Consider the following 18,111-nt stretch of genomic DNA (forward strand, 5'->3'; position numbering starts at 1 on the left):
ATGATCGGAATCCTTTCCTACCTCGTCTTTTTCCTGAGTGTCGCGCTGATACTCGGCATCGTCACCCTGGGGCTGAACCTGCAATGGGGCATGACCGGCCTGTTCAATGCTGGCGTCGTCGGCTTCTATGCGATCGGCGCCTATACCTTCACGATCCTGACGGCGCCGGCCAAGCAGGGGCTGATCGGCAATCTCGGCTTGCCGTGGCTCGTGGGCATTGTCGGCGCCATGGCGGTCTCCGCGCTGGCCGCCATGCTGATCGGTCTCATTACCATCAGGCTGAAGGGTGATTATCTTTCCGTCGCGACCTTCGGCATCGCCGTGACAATCCAGTTGATCGCCGTCAACCTGGAGCCGCTGACCGGCGGGACCATGGGCATCGCTGAGATCCCCAATCCAACCCGCAATCTGTTTGCCTCTCCATTGGCCAACGGCCTGGCCTATCTGGCGCTGGTGGCCGTCATTCTCCTGCTTGCTTATTCTGCGCTGGAACGCATCGGACGCTCGCCCTGGGGCCGGGTCCTGCGGGCGCTACGAGAGGATGAGGTCGCGGCGCAGACCCTGGGCAAGGATGTGCGGCTGTTCAGGCTGCAGTCTTTCGTGCTCGGATCGATCCTGATGGGACTTGGCGGTGCGCTTTATGTCAGCTTCATCGGCTTCATCAGCCCGTTCGACTTCCTCCCGATCATCACCTTCCTCATCTGGACCATGCTGATCGTCGGTGGCAGCGGCAACAATCGCGGCGCCATCCTGGGTGCCGTGATCGTCTGGGGCCTATGGAGCCTTGTCGGCGGCTACGTCATCAAGGCGCTGCCGCAGGATTACCAGAATTACGGTGGCGCAGTGCAGTCCATGATGATCGGTCTGGTCCTTGTGCTGATGCTGCTTTTCCGTCCGCGGGGCCTGATCGGCGAGAAGGTCGCGGGGGCAAGACGCGCGGCGTGATAGCGCCGCGCCCGTCAGCGCTCGCCGGACTCCACCTCGCTCCGGCAGAGCTTGCGGAGCAAGGTCTGGGTGGTGAGGATGTCGGCCTTCACCGCCCTTTCTGCCATCAGCCGCCGCAACGCCTAGCGCACCGGCATGTGGCTGGTACCGAACCGCTCGGACAGCATAGCTATGGTCAGCGTCTGGCCAGGATCGAACTGGCCGGACATGAGAGCCGCTCGTAACTGCCGGTAGACCACGTCCTGAACGGTGGAACGGGTGGTTACTGGCTCTAGAAAATCGACACTCATGGCAAACCGGCCTTGATCAACGATGAAATGCCTTCATCTGTGTTATCCGTGACCGCTTGCCTCAAGCGGTCGATGCTACCAGCGTACCTGCTGCGCCTGGCCGGCGGCCTTTGCGCATTCAAGCGCCCTTGCGGCTGCCCAGAGATCCTCAACCGCAATCCCGAGCGATTTGAAGACCGTCACCGCTGCCGGAGAACTGCGGCCTGGAGCCTGCCCGGCCAGGATTGCTCCAAGCTCGGCGCGGATGTGATCAGTGCCGATGCGGCCTTCGCCGAGAGGGATCAGATATTCGCCGCATTCCGTTTCGGCCTGGCTGCGAGAATCCACGAAGAACTCACTCCTCGCCACCAGGTCACTGTCGAGCTCGCGGGCGTCTGGCCTGCTGGCGCCGACGGCATTGATATGGCAACCAGGCGTGATCCAGCCGCCCTTCAGAAGCGGCTCACGCGAACCGGTGACGGTGCAGATCACGTCCGCTCCGTCGATCGCTTCCTGGACGGAGACGGCATGACAGGCCCCGATGCTCTGCGCCAGCGCCTCTGCCTTGGGCGAACGGCCCCATAGCCTGAATTCCGCTTTTGGATAGCCCACACGCAGGGCCTCGACATGCGTCCTTGCCTGCCGGCCCGTTCCAAGGATGGCAATCCTGCCGACATCGGGCTTGGCCAGCGCCCGGGTTGCCAGCGCGCTGGCCGCTGCGGTGCGCATCGCCGTGATCTCAGTCGCATCGACCAGGGCGAGAGGTACGCCGGTTTCGGCATTGCAGATGAGGATCGCCCCTTGATGGCTGTCCAGCCCCTGTTGCGGATTTCCATGGGCCACCATCACGGCTTTTAGGCCCCACAACCGTTCGGGCTCGATCGCGACGACCGGCATCAGGCCCATCAGAGCGTTCGAGGGGCCGCCCGGCAATTGGAAGCGGGGATGGAGGAAAGCTGCTCCACGGGTCCAGGCGACAAGGCCTTCCTCAACGGCGGCGATGCAATCCGTCATGGTGAAGGTGCGCTGGATGGCCTCGCGGTTGACGACGAACATGCTGCTTCTCCGTTACAAACCTTGTCGGCGATCCCGCAATTTCGCCTGCGCGACGGCGACGGAGGCCGCAACGGCGGCAATCGGGGCGAACATCACGCGATGCGCCTTGGCCAGGGGAACCGGAACGTCCTCAAGGGACTTGCCCGTGGCGATATCGGCCAGCACCTCGCCGACCATCGCCGTCAGCGCGATACCGCGGCCATTGCAGCCAATGCCGCCCCAGAAGCCGGGGCCGAATTCATAGACATGCGGCAGGAAATCCGTGGTCATCGCGGCTGTGCCCTGCCAGACAGCATCGACCTCCGGCACCGCGGGCAGCGCAAGTTCGCGCGCCAGGCGCGTGGCGATCATCCGCCCCATGCGCCCTTCCGCACCAACCGGCAGCACAGCCATGCCGCCGCTGATCAGCCTGTTGTCACGGTCCAGCCTGTAGGTGAAGAGGTTGGATCGGGTATCCGCGACCGGCGTGCGTTGTGGCGAGATGCGGCGGGCCACTTCCGCAGGCAGGGGCTTGGTCGCGATCTGGTAGACCTTCAGGGGCACCACCGCCTGGCCGAGGCGGCCTGCGGCGCCAAGCCGCCCGGCATTGGTACAGAGCAGGACCTGCTTGGCGGCGACGGAGAAGCCCTGGCCCTCCACGCGCCAGCCATCTCCCTGTCGTTCTATGGTCTGCACCATCGCGTTTTGATGCAGCATCGCCCCGGCCCGCCTTGCGGCATTGGCAAGTCCCAGGGCGTAGGTCAGCGGGTTGAGCATGCCGCCTTCCGGATCGAACAGGGCGCCCTCGCAATGGCGGGCGGCACTGCGGGCGCGTGCAGCGGAGCGGTCCAGCATTTCGAGGGGTCGCCCGAGCGCACGCCAGGCATCAACCCGCGCCGAGAGCACCGGCAACATCGATGCGTCATGGGCAATATGCATCCAGCCCGTCTGCTCGGCGTCGCAATCGATTCCTTCCTCGCTGATGGTGCGGAAGACCCGTGCCGCGCCTGCGCCGATCATCCGCAGCAGGCGCTCGCCACGCGGCTTGCCCAGTCGTGCAACCACGGCGGCCGGGTCTGCCTTGGCGAAATTCGGCACGACGAAGCCGGCATTGAGACCGCTCGCTGCACCGGCAATGTCGCCGCCTTCCAGCAAGGTGACCCGGACACCGCGGCGGGCGAGATGCAGCGCTGCCGTCAGCCCGGTAAAGCCGCCGCCGACCACCACCACATCGGCCGTGCCACGGGTGGGTGCCGGCTCTGTCTGGGCAAACTGGCGGACCGACCGCGACCAGATGGTGCGGGAAATGGGAGGACTCATCTGCATATCAATCATTCATCTTCGTTGTCGGCTATCGATTCTGTTCTATCAGTCGCGGCAGGTCGAAGGCGCCCACTCGCGGCGGATCAGCGTCATGGCGGACAAGCTGCACCAGGCAGCTCTGGGCGGCACAACCCTGCGACAGCGAGGATGCCGGCCGGTCGGCCGTCAAGACGTTGGGATTGCCGTGGCGGTCGCGGCCGGTTCCCGGCTCCGGATCATACCATGCGCCGGTGTTCAGCCGAACGACCCCGGTCATGACGCGATCGGTGACCTTGGCGGCTGCTATGCAGCGTCCCCGACCGTTGAAAAGCTCGACGGCATCGCCTGTTGCGATTCCGCGCTGTTTGGCATCGGCCGGATTGACGTAGACGAACTCCCGCCCGTCGATCTTGCCCTCTGAGCTATAGGGGCTGGCGTCCAGTTGGCTATGCAGCCGCCGCGCCGGCTGGTCGGTCAGGAGATGGAGGGGGTGCCGTTGCACTTCGTCGGCGCCGAGCCACTCTGCCGGTTCGATCCAGGCGGCATGGCCCGGGCAATCGGGAAGACGAAACCCTGCGATCGTCTCCGAATAGAGTTCGATCAGGCCGGAGGGCGTTGCCAGCGGATTGGCCGCGGGGTCGGCGACGAAACCTTCGAGCATGGTCACGGGCGCATCATGGGCCGTCAGGTCCAGCAGCCCATCCTCCCAGAACGCCTCGAACGCCGGCAGGTCGATGGCCCGCTCGTGATTGACGCGCCGGCACTCGTCATACATGCGCCGCAGCCAGCCCATGGTATCCAGGCCTTCGGTAAAAGCATCGCCGCACCCCAGTCGCCCGGCGATGTCGGCGAAGATCCGGTAGTCGTCGCGCGCCTCGCCGGCAGGCGGCTGCGCCTGCTTCATGGCAACAAAGAAGCCTTCCAGCGTGGCAGATCCGATATCGTCACGCTCCAGCGTCACCGTCGCCGGCAGCACGATATCGGCGCGGCGCGCAGTCGCGGTCCAGTAGCTCTCGTTGACGATCACGGTATCAGGCCGGGCCCATGCCTGCTCCAGGCGCCCGAGGTCCTGATGATGGTGGAACGGATTGCCGCCGGCCCAATAGACCAGCTTGATATCCGGATAGCGATAATCGATGCCGTTATAGGTGAAGGCGCCACCCGGATCGAGCAACATGTCGGCGATGCGGGCCACGGGAATGAAATCCGGCACGGTGTTGCGGCCTTGGGAAAACGTGGGGCCCTTGATGCGGCGATGGCTGCTGCCCACCAGATTGGCCGCGCCATAGCCCACGCCGAAGCCGCCGCCCGGCTTGCCGATCTGGCCAAGCAGCGATGCGAGCGTCACCACCATCCAGAACGGCTGTTCGCCATGGGAGGCGCGCTGCATGGCCCATGACACGTTCAGCATGGTGCGTGTCGCCGCCATATCGCGGGCAAGGGCAGTGGTCGCGGCAGCCGATACGCCGCTGATCGTCTCGGCCCAGGCGGGCGTCTTGGCTATGCCATCGTCTCGGCCCAGGAGATAACGTTCGACGGCATCAAAGCCGACGCAGCATCGGTCGAGGAAGCCGCGATCATGCAGCCCCTCGGTGACCAGCACATAGGCCATGGCCATCATGACGGCTGTATCGGTGTTCGGCCGGCAGCGGATCCATTCCGTGCGGTCCTCGACCGGTCCCATATTGTCGCCAACCGGGCCAATATTGACCATGCGCACGCCGGCATCCGCCATGGCGCGCAGGCCCGCGGTCGCAAGATGCAGGCCGACACCGCCGGCATTCATCTGCGCGTTCTTGACCGGAACGCCGCCAAACGTCACGAACAGGCCGGTATGCTTCGCCAGCATGTCCCAGGAAGAATGGCTGGCCATCAACTCGTCCATCGGCGCCACGACATGGGGCAGAATGACATTGGCCGCGCCGAGGCTGTAGGAATCCACATGGCGGACATAGCCACCCGCGGCATTGAGGAAACGATGCACCTGGCTCTGCGCGTGGTGGAAGCGCCCGGCACTGGCCCAGCCGTAGGATCCGCCGAAGATGGCGTTGTTGCCATGCAGGTTTCGTACCCGGTCGATCTCGGCCGCAGCAAGGTCCAGCGCCTGGTCCCAGTCGACCTCGACGAATTCATCCGTGCCGCGCCGGTCCGTGGCATGGCCGGGACCGCCTTCCAGCCAGCTTCTGCGGATCGCCGGCCGTCGCACACGCAGGCGCGCGAGCGACGCGGCATTTTGATGAAGCCCTATGGGGCTGGGGTCGGTATCACGCTCGAAAGGCAGGAGGGCAGGCGACCCGTCGTCGCGTTGTTCGACCTTGTAAGTACCCCAATGCGACAACGTATAGGTCATATCGTCTTTCCTGCCCCCGTTATGGACCGCTTCAGCCGTCGATCTTCTTGAACAGCGCCTGCATATCCTGCATCGAAAGCTTGCTGTCGATCTTCAGCGCGCCGTCCTCACCGATGCTCCATGTCAGCGCCGGCCCGGTCACGTCGCCATAGGCGTCGAATTCGAGCGGGCCGGTAGCGCCGTTGTAACGGATCGGCTTACCTTCCTTTATTGTCTTCAGCGCTTCGGCGAAAGCCTCAGGTCCGGTTCCGATGGCGGTGCCGCCCGACGTGTGGATCTTGCGGATGGAATCGCGGATGGCTGCGCCGGAAAGATCGGGGGCGATGTTCATGGCCAGCCCCAGCACCATGACAGCATCATATTCGTTGTAGATGCCCGGGCCTTCGGCGCTGACCTTGTAGGCTGCCTCGTAAAGGCCGCGGAACGTATCGAGTTCCGGCCCGCCGGCGGACGCATTGTCGGTGCCGAAGGATTCGGTCAGGTACTGGGCGCCGACCGCCTTGACGAAATCGGCGCTGCGCAGCGCGTTGTTGAGGATGAGCTTGCGTGTGCCGCCCAGCGAAATCCATTCACGTGCGAGCGTCGCGCCATCCTGCGGGAAGGCCACGAGGAACACGGCATCAGGCTTCGATGCCAGCGCGGTGGATACCTCGGCGCGATACGAGGCCTGGTTCTCGTTGAAGGCCACCGACGATACCACCTCGCCGCCCAGCGTCTTCATGGCGGCGCTGAAATCCTTGACCAGGCTCGTGCCATAGTCCGTGTTGATGTAGATAACCGCGACGCGCTTGAGACCTTTTTCGATCGCGACGCTGGCCGGCGGATAGGCGAGGTTTTTCACCGACGGGAAGGTCCGGAAGAAATAGCCGCCGGTCTTCCCCTGCTTGGCAAGATCGGTCAGGACCGGTGCAGACGAGCAGCAGCCGATCTGCGGAATGCCGGCCGGTGCGGTCACCGAGGTGAGGATCGGAATGGTCACGCCGCTGGAGATCGCGCCTGTTATCGCGGAGACACGATCCACCTCGACGAGGAATTTGGCGGCATCGACGCCGACATTCGGCTGTCCCTGGTCGTCGCGCAGCAGGAATTCTACCTTGCAACCCTTGATCCCGCCGCCTTCGTTGATGTGATCGATGGCAAGCTGCGCGCTGTTGGCGATGTTCTTGCCGACCGCACCCATCGAGCCGGTCAACGAAAGCACGCCGCCGATGCGCACCGGGCAGGTGGCGTCCTGCGCCTGCGCGCCCGTGGTGTAAAGCGACGCCCCTGCAAGCATGCCAACGGCAAGCAAACTGTGAAACCGTATCATGTGTTCGTCCTCTGTAGGTTTGTTCCTAGCTCTCGCAACATGGCCGCTATTCTGCCGCACCGCGCTTTTCTGACGGTCGGCTGCATTCAGCCTTGACCAATCATTTGATCATATAATCGTATAATCGAAATCCTGTAAAGCGTCTGGATTTTGCGGTTCTTTTAAAGTCGCTCGGTGTTTCGCTTGACGGCCGGCTCATCCATCCCCGATCGTTAGGACGAAATTGGTTCCGCTGCTCGTCGCGACCGAGCTCTTGGTCTCGATCTTTTGCGCCCGATCGCTATGCGTCCATCCGGACGCTGCAGGACGACCTGATGTGTCGATTGGCATCGCGACAACCACACCATCGGTAAAACCGACAACAATCAAACTTCAGCGGCGAGATCTCTTGAAAGTCTGCCCTGCGGCAACGCACGCGTTGAGGCGGTTGTAAAACTTGTCCGAGGCATGGCGGCTTCGTCCTGCCTCGATTGATTGCATCTCCATTGGAAATGCAGGATAGAGGCCTGAACCTCAGTCAACGCTTCCGAAGGATACCATTGGCATGCTGGAACTGAAAACCAACGTCACCGAGCGCCGACGCTCGTTGGCGATCGGCCTGCTCAGGGCCCGCGAGGCTGTCATGAGCCATTTCCGTCCCATCCTGGCCAACCACGACGTGACCGAGCAGCAGTGGCGCGTGATGCGCGTTCTTCACGAGACGGGCACGCTGGATGCAAGCGAAGTGGCAGACAAGGCCTTCATCCTCGCCCCAAGCCTGACGCGAATGATCAAGTCGCTCGAGGAGCGCGGTTTCATCACCAAACACAAGGACAAGGCAGACGGTCGCCGTGTCCTGTTGCGGATCGCCCCTGCGGGCACGGCAATGATCGAAGAGGTGATGCCGGATAGCAGACGGGTCTATGCAGAGATAGACGCCCGTTTCGGGCGCGAGCGGGTCGACGCACTCCTCGACATGCTGGACGACCTCGCGAGCCTCAAGCTCGATGGTGCGACCACAATCGGGGAGGAGTGATTCCCTCCCCGACAGCGATCTTGTCCGGGCCTCAGACCTTCGCGGCCGCCCGGGTCAGGCCGGCGTCGAGTGCCGACAGGATGCGCTCGACATCGGCAGCGGTAATCACCAGCGGCGGCGACAGGATGATGTTGGCACCCGAAGTACGCACCATGACGCCAGCTTCATAGGCGCCCTCATAGGCCTCGGCAACGACGTCCTTGGCGGCAGCCTGTTTGGTCTTGCGGTCGGCAACCAGCTCGACCGCGCACATCAGGCCCTTGCCGCGTGCGTCGCCGACCAGTGCATGCTTGTCCTTAAGTCTTTCCAGTCCGGCCAACAGTTCAGCACCGCGCGCGCCGGCATTGGCGGCGACGTCAAGGCGCCCGGTTTCCTTGAGCGTGGCCAGCGCCGCGGCCGCGCCGACCGGGTGGCCGGAATAGGTGTAGCCGTGCCCGATCGCGCCGAAGCTGTTCTTGTTGGACTCGAAGGCCTCGACCACCCGGCTGCCGATCATGACAGCGCCAAAGGGGAAATAGCCGTTGGTGATGGCCTTGGCAGTGCACATCATATCCGGCTGGACGTTCCACAGCCGCGAGCCGGACCATGCCCCGGTGCGGCCGAAGGCTGTGATGACCTCGTCGGCGATCAGCAGGATGCCATGGCGGTCGCAGATTGACCGCATCAACGGCATGAAGCTCTCATGCGGCACGATTACGCCGCCGGCGCCAAGCACCGGCTCCAGGATCAGCGCGGCGATCGTGTCGGCCCCCTGGAAGGCGATCTCGTCCTCGAACTCGCGGGCGATGATGTTGGCCAGCGCCGCGGGGTCATCGATATCGAGCGGATTGCGGTAGAGATAGGGGGCTGTAAGATGGAAGACGCCCGGCAGGAGCGGTTCGTAGTTGCGGCGGAAATTGGCGTTGCCATTGACCGAGGCGCCGCCGAAATGGGTTCCATGATAGCCCTTCTTGAGTGACACGAACTTGGTGCGCTCCGGCTGGCCGTTGATCTTGTGGAATTGTCGCGCCAGCCGCAGCGCCGTCTCGACCGAATCTGACCCGCCCGAGGTGAAGAAGGAGCGCACCATGCCATCGGGGCGGAACCATTCGGCGAGTTCGTAGGAGAGCTCGATCAGCGGCGAATTAGTGGTGCCGCGAAAGGCCGAGTAATAGGGCAGCTGCTCGAGTTGGTCGCGGATCGCCGCCTTCACCGGCTCGCAGGAATAGCCCAGATTGACGTTCCACAGGCCGCCGACGGCATCGAGCACCGTCTTGCCGTGAATATCGGTGATCTCGACACCATCGGCGCCATTGACGATCTTGGGCGGATGGGTTCGCATCTCGGCGGGATGGGCCATCGGGTGCCAAAGATGTTTGGCATTGTTTTCTATGAGGAAATTTGTCTCGCGCATCAGGCGTCTCCGGTCTCTGGCAGGCCCAGCATCTGTCGGGCAAGTGCAAAGCTTGCTGCCGGGCGGGTTACGTCGAAATGGACATGGGGAAGGCCTGCGGCGACCGCCCCCTCGATATTCTTCAGCTGGTCGTCGACGAAGACGCAGTCACCGATCGGCAGGCCGACCGCCTCGACCGCCATCGCATAGGCGCGCGGATCTGGCTTCAGGATGCCGGTATAGGTGGCGTCGATGATCACGTCGAACAGGTCGATCAGCGGGAAGCGCTTGCGGAACTCGACGCCGTAGAACAGGTCGAGTTCGTTGGACAGGATGGCGAGCTTGAGGCCCGCGGCCTTGGCGGCAAGGATGGTCTCCCGGGCCTCGGGACGCAGCACGAGTTCAGCCTCCGCACCACGGGCGCGCTGGACGAAGGTCTTCATGTCGGTCCAGTCCTCGCCAACGAGGCGGCCGGTTTCGCGGGTCCGCTCCATCCAGTAGTCGCGCTCACTGATTTCGCGGGCCTGCATGCGGGTCCACAAAGGATCGCCGGCGGGGTCGAAGGGACCGCGCCAGGTCAGCGTGCCCGCTTGCAGGCCAAGCGCCCGTTCGGTGATGTCGTGCGTCTCGAACAACGTGCGGGTGACGACCCCGCCGAAATCGAGGATGAGCGCGCGCGTCGTCATGGTCATGGCCTGCCTTCCGGGATATGTCCCTCGGCTACCCAGGCGTCGAAGATCTCCATGACCTTGGCGGAAAAGGCGGGGGCGTTGATATGGGTGTCGATGCGATGGAACGCGACCGAGGCGGGCATCACTTCGGTAAGTTCCGCGATCAGCGTGGCGAGGCCTTCGGGGTCATGCAGCGGTTCGCCGGGTTTGTCCCATTCGTGGATGCCTTCGGTGGGCAGCACGAAGGCGGTCGGTCCGGTCGCCCTTGCAAGCTTTTCGGCGATCACCCGCGCCACTTTGCTGCGCCCATCGAGATCGGTGGTCACCGAGCCGAGCAGCCGGTTGTGGGCGTGGTAAGGCCTGTCGGCAAGCGCCGCCGGCAGATCGCGCCAGGCCTGCAGGTCCACCATGTCGACCCCGCCCGGAGCGACGATCTGCGGAATGCCCTGGCGGCCGGCATTTTCCAGCCGATCGGGGCCTGATGTGACGCAGGTACCGTTCAGGTGGTTATTGACCTCCTGGGTGCACAGATCAAGCACGGCGGCGAAACCACGATCGGCGGCGAGCGCCTCAAAGGCCCGGCCACCCATGCCGGTGGCGTGGAACACGGCGAGATCGTATCCGCGCCTGGCCAGCTCCGGTTTGAGGTGCTTCATGTATTTGAGGCAGCTTGAACCGAGCGAGGTCATGCCGATCAGCGGGCGAACGCTGTTGCGGCGGGGCGAGGCCTTGGCCGCACCGACCACGGCACCACAGGCCTGGGCGAGCACCGCATCGCAGATCGGGTTGAGGCCAAAGAGACCGCCCGCCCAGAGAATCATCATCAGGTCGGGCGAGATGCGCTCCGGCGGCACCAGATGCGAATAGGCGATGGTCGAGACGACGAATTTCGGTACGCCGAGCGGCAGGCTGGCGGCGACATCGAGCGCGAGATCTGTGCCCATGGAACCGCCAAGCACAATGATACCGTCGATCTCGTCGTCCCGGAACAAGCGCTGGGTCAGTGCTACAGCGCCCCTGGCCATCAGTGCCATGGCTGTGTTCTCGTCACCGCTGTCGATGATGGCCTCGATCGTGGTTTCGGCAGCGGCGGCGATATCGTGACGGCCATAGTCGGGCACATAAGGCGGATCGGACAGTACGCTGACATCGACTAGGACCGGCTTGCCGCCGGCCCGAGCTATGACGCTGGCCATGAACCGGATCTCGTCGGCCTTGGTGTCCCCCGTCCCGTAAATGAAGATCTGCGGCTCCTCCCGTCCTGCAAACATGCTTATTCCCCTTGTCGTTGATGATCGGCGCCTGAGGCGCTTTCCTTCCCGAAAAGTCTGTCGCCGAGCGCCTGGGCGGCTTCGGCCACCTGCTCCCCGAAGCGCGTCAGCGTGCTCTGCTCCACCCGCGAAGCGGGAGCCGCGATGGCGAGCGTCCCGACCGGCTGGCCGTCGGGCGCGACAATCGCTGCAGCCGTCGAAATCACGCCGGATTCAAGCCCGTTGCGGCTGATCGACCAGCCACGCGCACGCGTCTCGGCGAGCCGTTGGCGCAGGGCATACGGGTCGGTCACAGTCTCGCCGGTGAAGGCTTCGAGCGGCGGCCGCAGATGGGTCGCGATCCGCGCCGCATCGAGACGCGCCAAGAGCGCGAGGCCAGAGGCCGTCGCATGCAGCGGCAGCGGCACGCCGATCTCGACATTGATGCGGTTGGCGCGCGGTGGCGCCTCGACATGCAGCGAGCGCAGCTCGCCATTGGCGAATTCTGCGAGGTGGCAGGTTTCACCCGTGCTATCGGCCAGTGCCTTGACGAAGGGAACGGCCGAACGGAGGAAGGGGAAGCGTGCCTCCCGCAGCCGGGCAAGCCTGACCGGCGCGGGGCCGAGCCTATAGCGCCGGCTTGCCTCGTCCTGCTCAATGAAGCCGAAAGATTCGAGGTCCATCAGCAGCCGGCGCGTGGTTGCCTTGTCGAAGCCGGCCATGCGCGCGAGATCGGTCAGACCGACGTCCTCGTCCAGCGACGAAACCAGATTGAGAAGCCCCAAGGCCTTTCCGACTGTGCTCACGATCCCTCCATATACTTAACATGCGAAATAACTTGACAGCGACAGCGCCGATTTGCAAGTCTATATTTAAATCATTGGTTCATTATTTGAACCACGAAAAAAGAGCCGAACAATCGGCCTGGTGATGATCGAGGCTTGGGAGGCGCGCGATCCGCACGGCGGCATCACCGGAGATCTGCGTCATTCACAATAATGGGGAACAGACATGATAGACGTCACGACACAACAAGGCGGGGGCAACCAGCTCCGCAAGAACAGCCTAGGCACAGGGGCGATCACCTTTCTCGTGGTCTCGGCGGCTGCACCGCTGACGGCGGTCGCCGGCGGCGTGCCGCTCGCCATGTTGCTCGGCAACGGAACCGGCATGCCCGCGACCTTTCTGCTGGTCACTGCGATCCTGCTGCTGTTTGCGGTCGGTTACGTCGCCATGGCTCGCCACATCCGCAATGCCGGCGCTTTCTATGCCTATACCGCCCAGGGCTTCGGCGGCCTTGCAGGTGGCGCGGCGGCACTGATCGCCATCCTCGCCTATGCGACGATGCAGGTTGGCCTGTTCGGCATGCTGGGGGCCGCGACCGCCGGCTTTCTCGCCAGCCTCGGCCTCGATCTGCCCTGGTGGCTCTACGCGCTCGGCTTCGTGCTGATCGTCGGCCTGCTCGGCTATCGCCGCGTCGACCTGTCGGCCCGGATTCTGACGATCCTGGTCATCCTCGAATATCTGGTGGTGCTGATCATCGACGTCGCCATCCTCGGCAGCGGCGGCGACAGCGGGCTCAGCCTGAAGCCCTTCTCCACCGAGGCCTTCTTCTCCGGTTCGCCCGCGATCGGCCTGCTGTTCGGCTTCGCCGCCTTCATCGGCTTCGAAGCGACGACCATCTACAGCGAAGAGGCGCGCGATGCCCACAGCACCGTGCCGCGGGCGACCTATATCTCCGTGCTGCTGATCGGCGTCTTCTACATGCTGACCTCCTGGCTGATGGTCAACGCCTCCGGCTACGACAAGCTCCTGCCAGAACTGCAGGGCCTGAGCGACCCGACCACCTTCCTGTTCGTGACCTCCGAGCGCTATGTCGGCGCCTGGCTCTCGCCGATCATGAGCATTCTCTTCATCACCAGCGTCTTTGCCGGCGTCGTCGCCTTCCAGAACGGCGTCGCCCGCTACCTCTACGTCGCCGGCCGCGAAGGCCTGCTGCCGAGGGGCCTGGGCGTCACGCATGCGAGCTTCCAGAGCCCGCACGTCGCCTCGGTGGCGCAGACCGTCATCGCCTTCCTCGTCGTCGGGCTCTTCGCCGTGACCGGACAAGACCCGATCCTGGCGCTGTTCTCCTGGATGACCAATGTCGGCACGCTCGGCATCATCGTGCTGATGGCGCTCACTGCCTTCGCCATCGTCGCCTTCTTCAGCCGCAATTCGGGTCTCGAAGCCAATCAACTGACGACCAAGGTCGTGCCGGCGGTGGCAGGCCTGATCCTGACCGGCGTGGTGTTGACGATCGTGCGCAATTTCAGCGACCTGGCCGGCGTAACCGGTGCGCTCGCCGTGCTGCTTCCGGGTCTCGTGCTGATCGCCGCCGGTATCGGCTTTGTCCTTGCGCTGAAGCTGAAATCGGCAGATGCATCGGCCTTTGCCCGGCTCGGCACCGCCCGGGCAGAATAAGCCAATATGACCGGGCGGCCCTCACCGCCCGGCTTCCCCCACTGACACGGAGCCGCAGCATGCAGGACAAGATCGACATCGAACGGCTGAAGCCGATTGCCGCCCGGAACCTCTTTATCGGCGGTCGCTGGGTCGCGGCCGAGGGTGGCAAGGTCTTGCCGGTGATCTCGCCGCTCGACGGCAGGGAACTGACGACCATCGCCGATGCCGGTGCTGAAGATGTCGACCGCGCGGTGCAGGCCGCCCGCGCCGCCTTCGACCGGGGCCAGTGGTCGCGTGCCGCACCGGCCGAGCGCAAGAAGGTGCTCTCGCGCATCGCCGACCTGATCGAGAAACATGCGCTCGAACTCGCCGTGCTCGGCGTGCGCGACAACGGCACCGAAATCCAGATGGCGCTGAAGGCCGAACCCGGCAGTGCCGCCGGAACCTTCCGCTACTATGCCGAGGCGATCGACAAGGTCTATGGCGAGATCGCGCCGACGGCCGAAAACGTGCTCGGCCTCATCCACCGCGAACCGGTCGGCGTGGTCGGCGCCATCGTGCCGTGGAATTTCCCGCTGATGATCGGCGCCTGGAAGATCGCCCCGGCGCTGGCCGCCGGCAATTCCGTGGTGCTGAAGCCCGCCGAGGTCGCCTCGCTCAGCCTGCTCCGGCTTGCCGAACTCTGCGCCGAGGCCGGCCTGCCGGACGGCGTGCTCAACGTTGTCACCGGCCAGGGTGCCGTCACCGGCGAAGCGCTCGGCCTGCATATGGATGTCGACGTGCTGGTCTTCACCGGCTCCGGCCCGGTCGGGCGCAAGCTCCTCGAATACTCCGCCCGCTCCAACCTGAAGCGGGTCTATCTCGAACTCGGCGGCAAGTCGCCCAACATCGTCTTCGCCGACGCGCCGGATCTCGACAAGGCGGCGAAGATCTCCGCCTACGGCATCTTCCGCAATGCCGGCCAGGTCTGCGTCGCCGGCTCGCGGCTGCTCGTCGAACAGTCGATCCAGGCGGAATTCACCGCCCGACTGGTCGAGATCACCGAAAAGATGAAGCTGGGCGACCCGCTCGACCTCGGCACCGAGGCCGGCGCAGTGTCGAGCGAGACGCAATTGCTGAAGGATCTCGACTTCATTGCCGGAGCATCGCGAGAGGGCGCGCGCCTGCTGACTGGTGGCACGCGGCTCCTTGCCGAGACCGGGGGCTATTTCCTCAAGCCGACCATTTTCGCCGACGTGACGCCTGAGATGACCATCGCCCGCGAGGAGGTCTTCGGGCCGGTGCTCTCAGTCCTGCCCTTCCGCGACGAGGCGGAGGCTGTGGCGATCGCCAATTCGACGCCTTATGGCCTTGCCTCGGCCGTCTGGACCGCCAATCTCAGCCGCGCTCACCGGATGATCCGGGCGATCAAGGCCGGCGTCGTGCATGTCAACACTTATGGCGGGGCCGACAATACGGTGCCGCTCGGCGGCATGCGCCAGTCCGGCAACGGCCATGACAAGTCGCTGCATGCGCTGGACAAATATACCGAATTGAAGACGGCCTGGATTCAGCTGTGACGACCCTGCAGACCGGTGACGCCCAACAGGCTTGCCGGTCGCAAAGCTGGAAAGAACGCTGTCAGTAGACCCGGGCGGACGGATCGGGGGCTTGAGCCGCCGCCGTGCTGTGGAAGTCGGCCAGCAACCGCGTCGTGGCATTGGCGAGCAGCGTCACGTCATTGCCGATCCCGATGAAGCTTGCCCCCAATTCCTGGTAGCGTTTGGCGAGCGCGAGATCGCCGATCAGGATGCCCGCCGCCTTGCCATGCGACCGGATGCGCGCGATCGCCACTTCGACGGCGGCCTGGACCTCGGGATGGCCGGGCTTGCCGAGATGGCCCATGTCGGCGGCAAGGTCGGAGGGACCAATGAAGACGCCGTCAACGCCGTCGGTCGAGGCGATGGCATCGAGATTGTCGAGACCGGCGCGGCTTTCGACCTGCAGCAGCAGGCAGATCTCGGCATTGGCCGTCTGCAGGTAGTCCGGGATGCGGTTGAAGGCCGAAGCCCGCGCGAGTGCCGCGCCCACGCCGCGCATGCCGTGCGGCGGATAGCGCACGGCCCTAACCATGGCCTCGGCCATCGCGCGGCTCTCGACCATTGGGATCAGCAGTGTCTGGGCGCCGATGTCGAGCAACTGCTTGACGACATGGGTTTCGCCGATCGGCGGGCGGATGATGGCTTGGCTTTCGCTGCCCTTCATCGCCTGCAGCTGCGACACCAGCAGCGGAATGTCGTTGGGGGCGTGCTCGGCATCGAGCAGCAGCCAGTCATAGCCCGCACCGGCGCAGATCTCGGCCGTATAGGGGCTGGCAAGCGCCTGCCACAGGCCGATCTGGACGCGGCCCTCGGCGAGCGCCTGCTTGAACTGGTTTTTCGGTGCCGGCATGGGATGCCCTCCGCTGAAAGAAAAGTCGCCTATTCGAAGAACAGGCTGACGCTGCCATAGGGGCCGAAATCGCCGACGATGGTGTCGCCGTGACGGGCCTCGACCGGGCGGATGAAGGAGCCTGCAAGCACGACCTGCCCGGCTTCGATGCCGTCGCCGTACTGGGCAAGGCGGTTGGCGAGCCAGGCGACGCCGCGGGCAGGCTGGTTGAGCACGCCGGCCCCGAGACCGGTTTCCTCGACCTCGGCATTGCGGCTGACGATCGCGCCCATCCAGCGCATGTCGATCTGGTCGGGGCGAACCGCCCGGCCGCCGGTGACGATGCCGGCATTGGCGGCATTGTCGGAGATCGTGTCATGGACCGTGCGCGCCCTCTTCGTTTCCGGATCGACACGCCGGATGCGGGTATCGAGGATCTCCAGCGCCGGCGTGACATAGTCGGTGGCGTTCAGCACATCGAAGACCGTGACGCCGGGCCCCTTCAGCGGCGCCTTCATCACGAAGGCAATCTCGGCCTCGATGCGCGGCTGGATGAAGCGGTCCTTCGGCACGGTCGCGCCATCCTCGAAGACCATGTCGTCGAACAGCACGCCGGAATCGGGAATGTTGATGTTCAGCGCATATTGCATGGCCTTGGAGGTCAGCCCGATCTTCCAGCCGATCACCTTGCGACCGGCGGCGATCTTCTTCTGCACCCAGGCGCTCTGGATGGCATAGGCGTCGTCCATGGTGATGCCGGGGTGGCGGAGCGACAGGAGGCCGGTCTGCACCCGGGTCCGTTCTGCCTGGTCCAGGCTCTCAGCCGCAGCTATGATTTCGCTCGTTGTCAGCATATCAGATCCCCTCGTCGGCAATGGTGTTGGACAGGAGGCCGATGCCCTCGGCCTCAACCTCGACGACGTCGCCGGGCTTCAGCCAGATCGGCGGGTCGAATCGAGCGCCCGCCCCGGTCGGCGTGCCGCAAACGATGACGTCGCCCGGCACCAGCGTCGTAAAGGTCGAGACGTAATTGATGATCTTCCGGAAGGAGAAGATCATCCGGCTGGTGCGGTCGCTCTGGCGGACCTCGCCATTCACCCGTGTTTCCAGCTTGATGTCGGCAAGCTGACTTTCGTCGGTGAACGGCACCAGCCAGGGGCCGATCGAGCCAGTGCGATCGAAATTCTTGCCCTGGGTGACGTTGAACTTGGCATGGCGAACCCAGTCGCGGATCGTGCCCTCGTTGCAAAGCGTCAGCGCCGCGATGTGACCGAGCGCATCGCTCTCCGGAATGCGACGACCGCCCTTGCCGATGACGATGGTGACTTCACCCTCGTAATCGAGCTGCGCACTTTCCGGCGGACGGATCAGCGGCTGGTTATGGCCAGTGAAGGAGCGAGGGAAACGGATGAACAGCGAGGGGTTCGACGGCGCCGCCTGCCCATCCTTGTATTCCTCGTTGCGGTCGGGGAAATTGACGCCGACGCAGATGATCTTTTCCGGGTTTGGCAGCGGGATCTCGAAGGTGATATCGGCCAGCGCATGATCCGGCGCGAGAGCCGCCCCCTCTTCCGCAAGCTTAACAAGCGCGCCCGCCTCGATCACTTCGCGCAGGCTCGGCCATTCCGGGTGGCGCTTCGACAAGTCGACCACGCCCTCGCCGACCACCAGCCCGTATTTCAGGGCGCGCTGGTGGCGGAAGCTCAACAGTCTCGGTCTCGGCGTCATGGCGTCTCCTT

15 protein-coding genes and 1 pseudogene are annotated in these 18,111 nt (G+C 64.4%); 4 read left to right on the forward strand and 12 right to left on the reverse strand.

The window, feature by feature from the left end; all coding sequences use genetic code 11:
• Complete coding sequence (locus tag B9A97_RS08210; protein WP_084364629.1) at positions 1-945, forward strand: branched-chain amino acid ABC transporter permease; 945 nt, start codon at positions 1-3, stop codon at positions 943-945.
• A gap of 125 nt (positions 946-1,070) precedes the next feature.
• On the opposite strand, the pseudogene B9A97_RS08215 reads toward B9A97_RS08210, so the two are convergent.
• The 5 genes and pseudogenes from B9A97_RS08215 to B9A97_RS08235 all read right to left on the reverse strand — a co-directional run.
• Positions 1,071-1,235 (reverse strand): annotated as a pseudogene (locus tag B9A97_RS08215) (GntR family transcriptional regulator); the annotation flags it as partial.
• Positions 1,236-1,310: 75 nt separating this feature from the next.
• Positions 1,311-2,270, reverse strand: coding sequence for an ornithine cyclodeaminase family protein (locus B9A97_RS08220; RefSeq protein ID WP_084364631.1), 960 nt, complete (start codon positions 2,268-2,270; stop codon positions 1,311-1,313).
• 12 nt (positions 2,271-2,282) lie between these two features.
• On the reverse strand, positions 2,283-3,569 hold the full coding sequence (locus B9A97_RS08225) for an NAD(P)/FAD-dependent oxidoreductase (RefSeq protein ID WP_084364968.1): 1,287 nt from the start codon (positions 3,567-3,569) through the stop codon (positions 2,283-2,285).
• Positions 3,570-3,600: 31 nt separating this feature from the next.
• Positions 3,601-5,901, reverse strand: a complete 2,301-nt coding sequence (locus B9A97_RS08230; RefSeq protein ID WP_084364633.1) for a molybdopterin-dependent oxidoreductase — start codon at positions 5,899-5,901, stop codon at positions 3,601-3,603.
• 31 nt (positions 5,902-5,932) lie between these two features.
• Positions 5,933-7,210: an ABC transporter substrate-binding protein gene (locus B9A97_RS08235; protein WP_084364634.1), complete on the reverse strand. Its 1,278-nt coding sequence runs from the start codon at positions 7,208-7,210 to the stop codon at positions 5,933-5,935.
• 544 nt (positions 7,211-7,754) lie between these two features.
• Between B9A97_RS08235 and hpaR the strand changes: the two genes are divergently transcribed.
• Positions 7,755-8,225 carry a homoprotocatechuate degradation operon regulator HpaR gene (hpaR, locus tag B9A97_RS08240; RefSeq protein WP_084364636.1) on the forward strand — a complete coding sequence of 157 codons (471 nt, stop codon included), beginning with the start codon at positions 7,755-7,757 and terminating at the stop codon, positions 8,223-8,225.
• Positions 8,226-8,256: 31 nt separating this feature from the next.
• Here hpaR and B9A97_RS08245 read toward each other — a convergent pair whose 3' ends face one another.
• Genes B9A97_RS08245 through B9A97_RS08260 form a run of 4 tightly spaced genes read right to left on the reverse strand, consistent with a single transcriptional unit; the run spans position 8,257 to position 12,324 of the window.
• Positions 8,257-9,618, reverse strand: a complete 1,362-nt coding sequence (locus B9A97_RS08245) for an aspartate aminotransferase family protein (protein WP_084364638.1) — start codon at positions 9,616-9,618, stop codon at positions 8,257-8,259.
• Positions 9,618-10,283 (reverse strand): HAD family hydrolase, encoded by a 666-nt coding sequence (locus B9A97_RS08250; protein WP_084364970.1) that lies wholly within the window; start codon positions 10,281-10,283, stop codon positions 9,618-9,620. Before B9A97_RS08250 ends, B9A97_RS08245 begins: the two co-directional genes overlap by 1 nt.
• Positions 10,284-10,285: 2 nt before the next feature.
• Positions 10,286-11,539 carry a Tm-1-like ATP-binding domain-containing protein gene (locus tag B9A97_RS08255; protein ID WP_084364640.1) on the reverse strand — a complete coding sequence of 418 codons (1,254 nt, stop codon included), beginning with the start codon at positions 11,537-11,539 and terminating at the stop codon, positions 10,286-10,288.
• 2 nt (positions 11,540-11,541) lie between these two features.
• A complete protein-coding gene (locus tag B9A97_RS08260; RefSeq protein WP_084364642.1) occupies positions 11,542-12,324 on the reverse strand; it encodes an IclR family transcriptional regulator in 783 nt (260 codons plus the stop codon).
• A 205-nt stretch (positions 12,325-12,529) separates the two neighbouring features.
• Here B9A97_RS08260 and B9A97_RS08265 point away from each other — a divergent pair, with 205 nt between their 5' ends.
• Both B9A97_RS08265 and B9A97_RS08270 read left to right on the forward strand, forming a co-directional pair.
• Positions 12,530-13,981, forward strand: coding sequence for an APC family permease (locus tag B9A97_RS08265; RefSeq protein WP_084364644.1), 1,452 nt, complete (start codon positions 12,530-12,532; stop codon positions 13,979-13,981).
• 59 nt (positions 13,982-14,040) lie between these two features.
• Positions 14,041-15,522, forward strand: a complete 1,482-nt coding sequence (locus B9A97_RS08270; RefSeq protein WP_084364646.1) for an aldehyde dehydrogenase — start codon at positions 14,041-14,043, stop codon at positions 15,520-15,522.
• 61 nt (positions 15,523-15,583) lie between these two features.
• On the opposite strand, the gene hpaI is transcribed toward B9A97_RS08270, so the two are convergent.
• From hpaI to B9A97_RS08285, 3 genes are read right to left on the reverse strand one after another with little or no spacing between them, the layout of a single operon-like run.
• A complete protein-coding gene (gene hpaI / locus B9A97_RS08275; protein WP_084364648.1) occupies positions 15,584-16,393 on the reverse strand; it encodes a 4-hydroxy-2-oxoheptanedioate aldolase in 810 nt (269 codons plus the stop codon).
• Between the two features lie 29 nt (positions 16,394-16,422).
• Positions 16,423-17,226: a 2-oxo-hept-4-ene-1,7-dioate hydratase gene (gene hpaH, locus B9A97_RS08280; RefSeq protein WP_084364650.1), complete on the reverse strand. Its 804-nt coding sequence runs from the start codon at positions 17,224-17,226 to the stop codon at positions 16,423-16,425.
• A gap of 1 nt (position 17,227) precedes the next feature.
• Positions 17,228-18,100, reverse strand: a complete 873-nt coding sequence (locus B9A97_RS08285; protein ID WP_084364651.1) for a fumarylacetoacetate hydrolase family protein — start codon at positions 18,098-18,100, stop codon at positions 17,228-17,230.
• Positions 18,101-18,111: the final 11 nt, after the last annotated feature.

Source organism: Rhizobium sp. RU36D (assembly GCF_900176345.1).
In the GTDB taxonomy this organism is placed as follows: Bacteria; Pseudomonadota; Alphaproteobacteria; order Rhizobiales; family Rhizobiaceae; genus Allorhizobium.

What these genes read in the sequence shown, in the direction of transcription:
- B9A97_RS08230 (WP_084364633.1), bottom strand. Translation starts at nt 5,901, where the DNA reads ATGACCTATACGTTGTCGCATTGGGGTACTTACAAGGTCGAACAACGC.
- B9A97_RS08210 (WP_084364629.1), top strand. Translation starts at nt 1, where the DNA reads ATGATCGGAATCCTTTCCTACCTCGTCTTTTTCCTGAGTGTCGCGCTG.
- B9A97_RS08235 (WP_084364634.1), bottom strand. Translation starts at nt 7,210, where the DNA reads ATGATACGGTTTCACAGTTTGCTTGCCGTTGGCATGCTTGCAGGGGCG.
- B9A97_RS08265 (WP_084364644.1), top strand. Translation starts at nt 12,530, where the DNA reads ATGATAGACGTCACGACACAACAAGGCGGGGGCAACCAGCTCCGCAAG.
- B9A97_RS08255 (WP_084364640.1), bottom strand. Translation starts at nt 11,539, where the DNA reads ATGTTTGCAGGACGGGAGGAGCCGCAGATCTTCATTTACGGGACGGGG.
- B9A97_RS08245 (WP_084364638.1), bottom strand. Translation starts at nt 9,618, where the DNA reads ATGCGCGAGACAAATTTCCTCATAGAAAACAATGCCAAACATCTTTGG.
- hpaI (WP_084364648.1), bottom strand. Translation starts at nt 16,393, where the DNA reads ATGCCGGCACCGAAAAACCAGTTCAAGCAGGCGCTCGCCGAGGGCCGC.
- B9A97_RS08250 (WP_084364970.1), bottom strand. Translation starts at nt 10,283, where the DNA reads ATGACGACGCGCGCGCTCATCCTCGATTTCGGCGGGGTCGTCACCCGC.
- hpaH (WP_084364650.1), bottom strand. Translation starts at nt 17,226, where the DNA reads ATGCTGACAACGAGCGAAATCATAGCTGCGGCTGAGAGCCTGGACCAG.
- hpaR (WP_084364636.1), top strand. Translation starts at nt 7,755, where the DNA reads ATGCTGGAACTGAAAACCAACGTCACCGAGCGCCGACGCTCGTTGGCG.
- B9A97_RS08285 (WP_084364651.1), bottom strand. Translation starts at nt 18,100, where the DNA reads ATGACGCCGAGACCGAGACTGTTGAGCTTCCGCCACCAGCGCGCCCTG.
- B9A97_RS08220 (WP_084364631.1), bottom strand. Translation starts at nt 2,270, where the DNA reads ATGTTCGTCGTCAACCGCGAGGCCATCCAGCGCACCTTCACCATGACG.
- B9A97_RS08225 (WP_084364968.1), bottom strand. Translation starts at nt 3,569, where the DNA reads ATGAGTCCTCCCATTTCCCGCACCATCTGGTCGCGGTCGGTCCGCCAG.
- B9A97_RS08270 (WP_084364646.1), top strand. Translation starts at nt 14,041, where the DNA reads ATGCAGGACAAGATCGACATCGAACGGCTGAAGCCGATTGCCGCCCGG.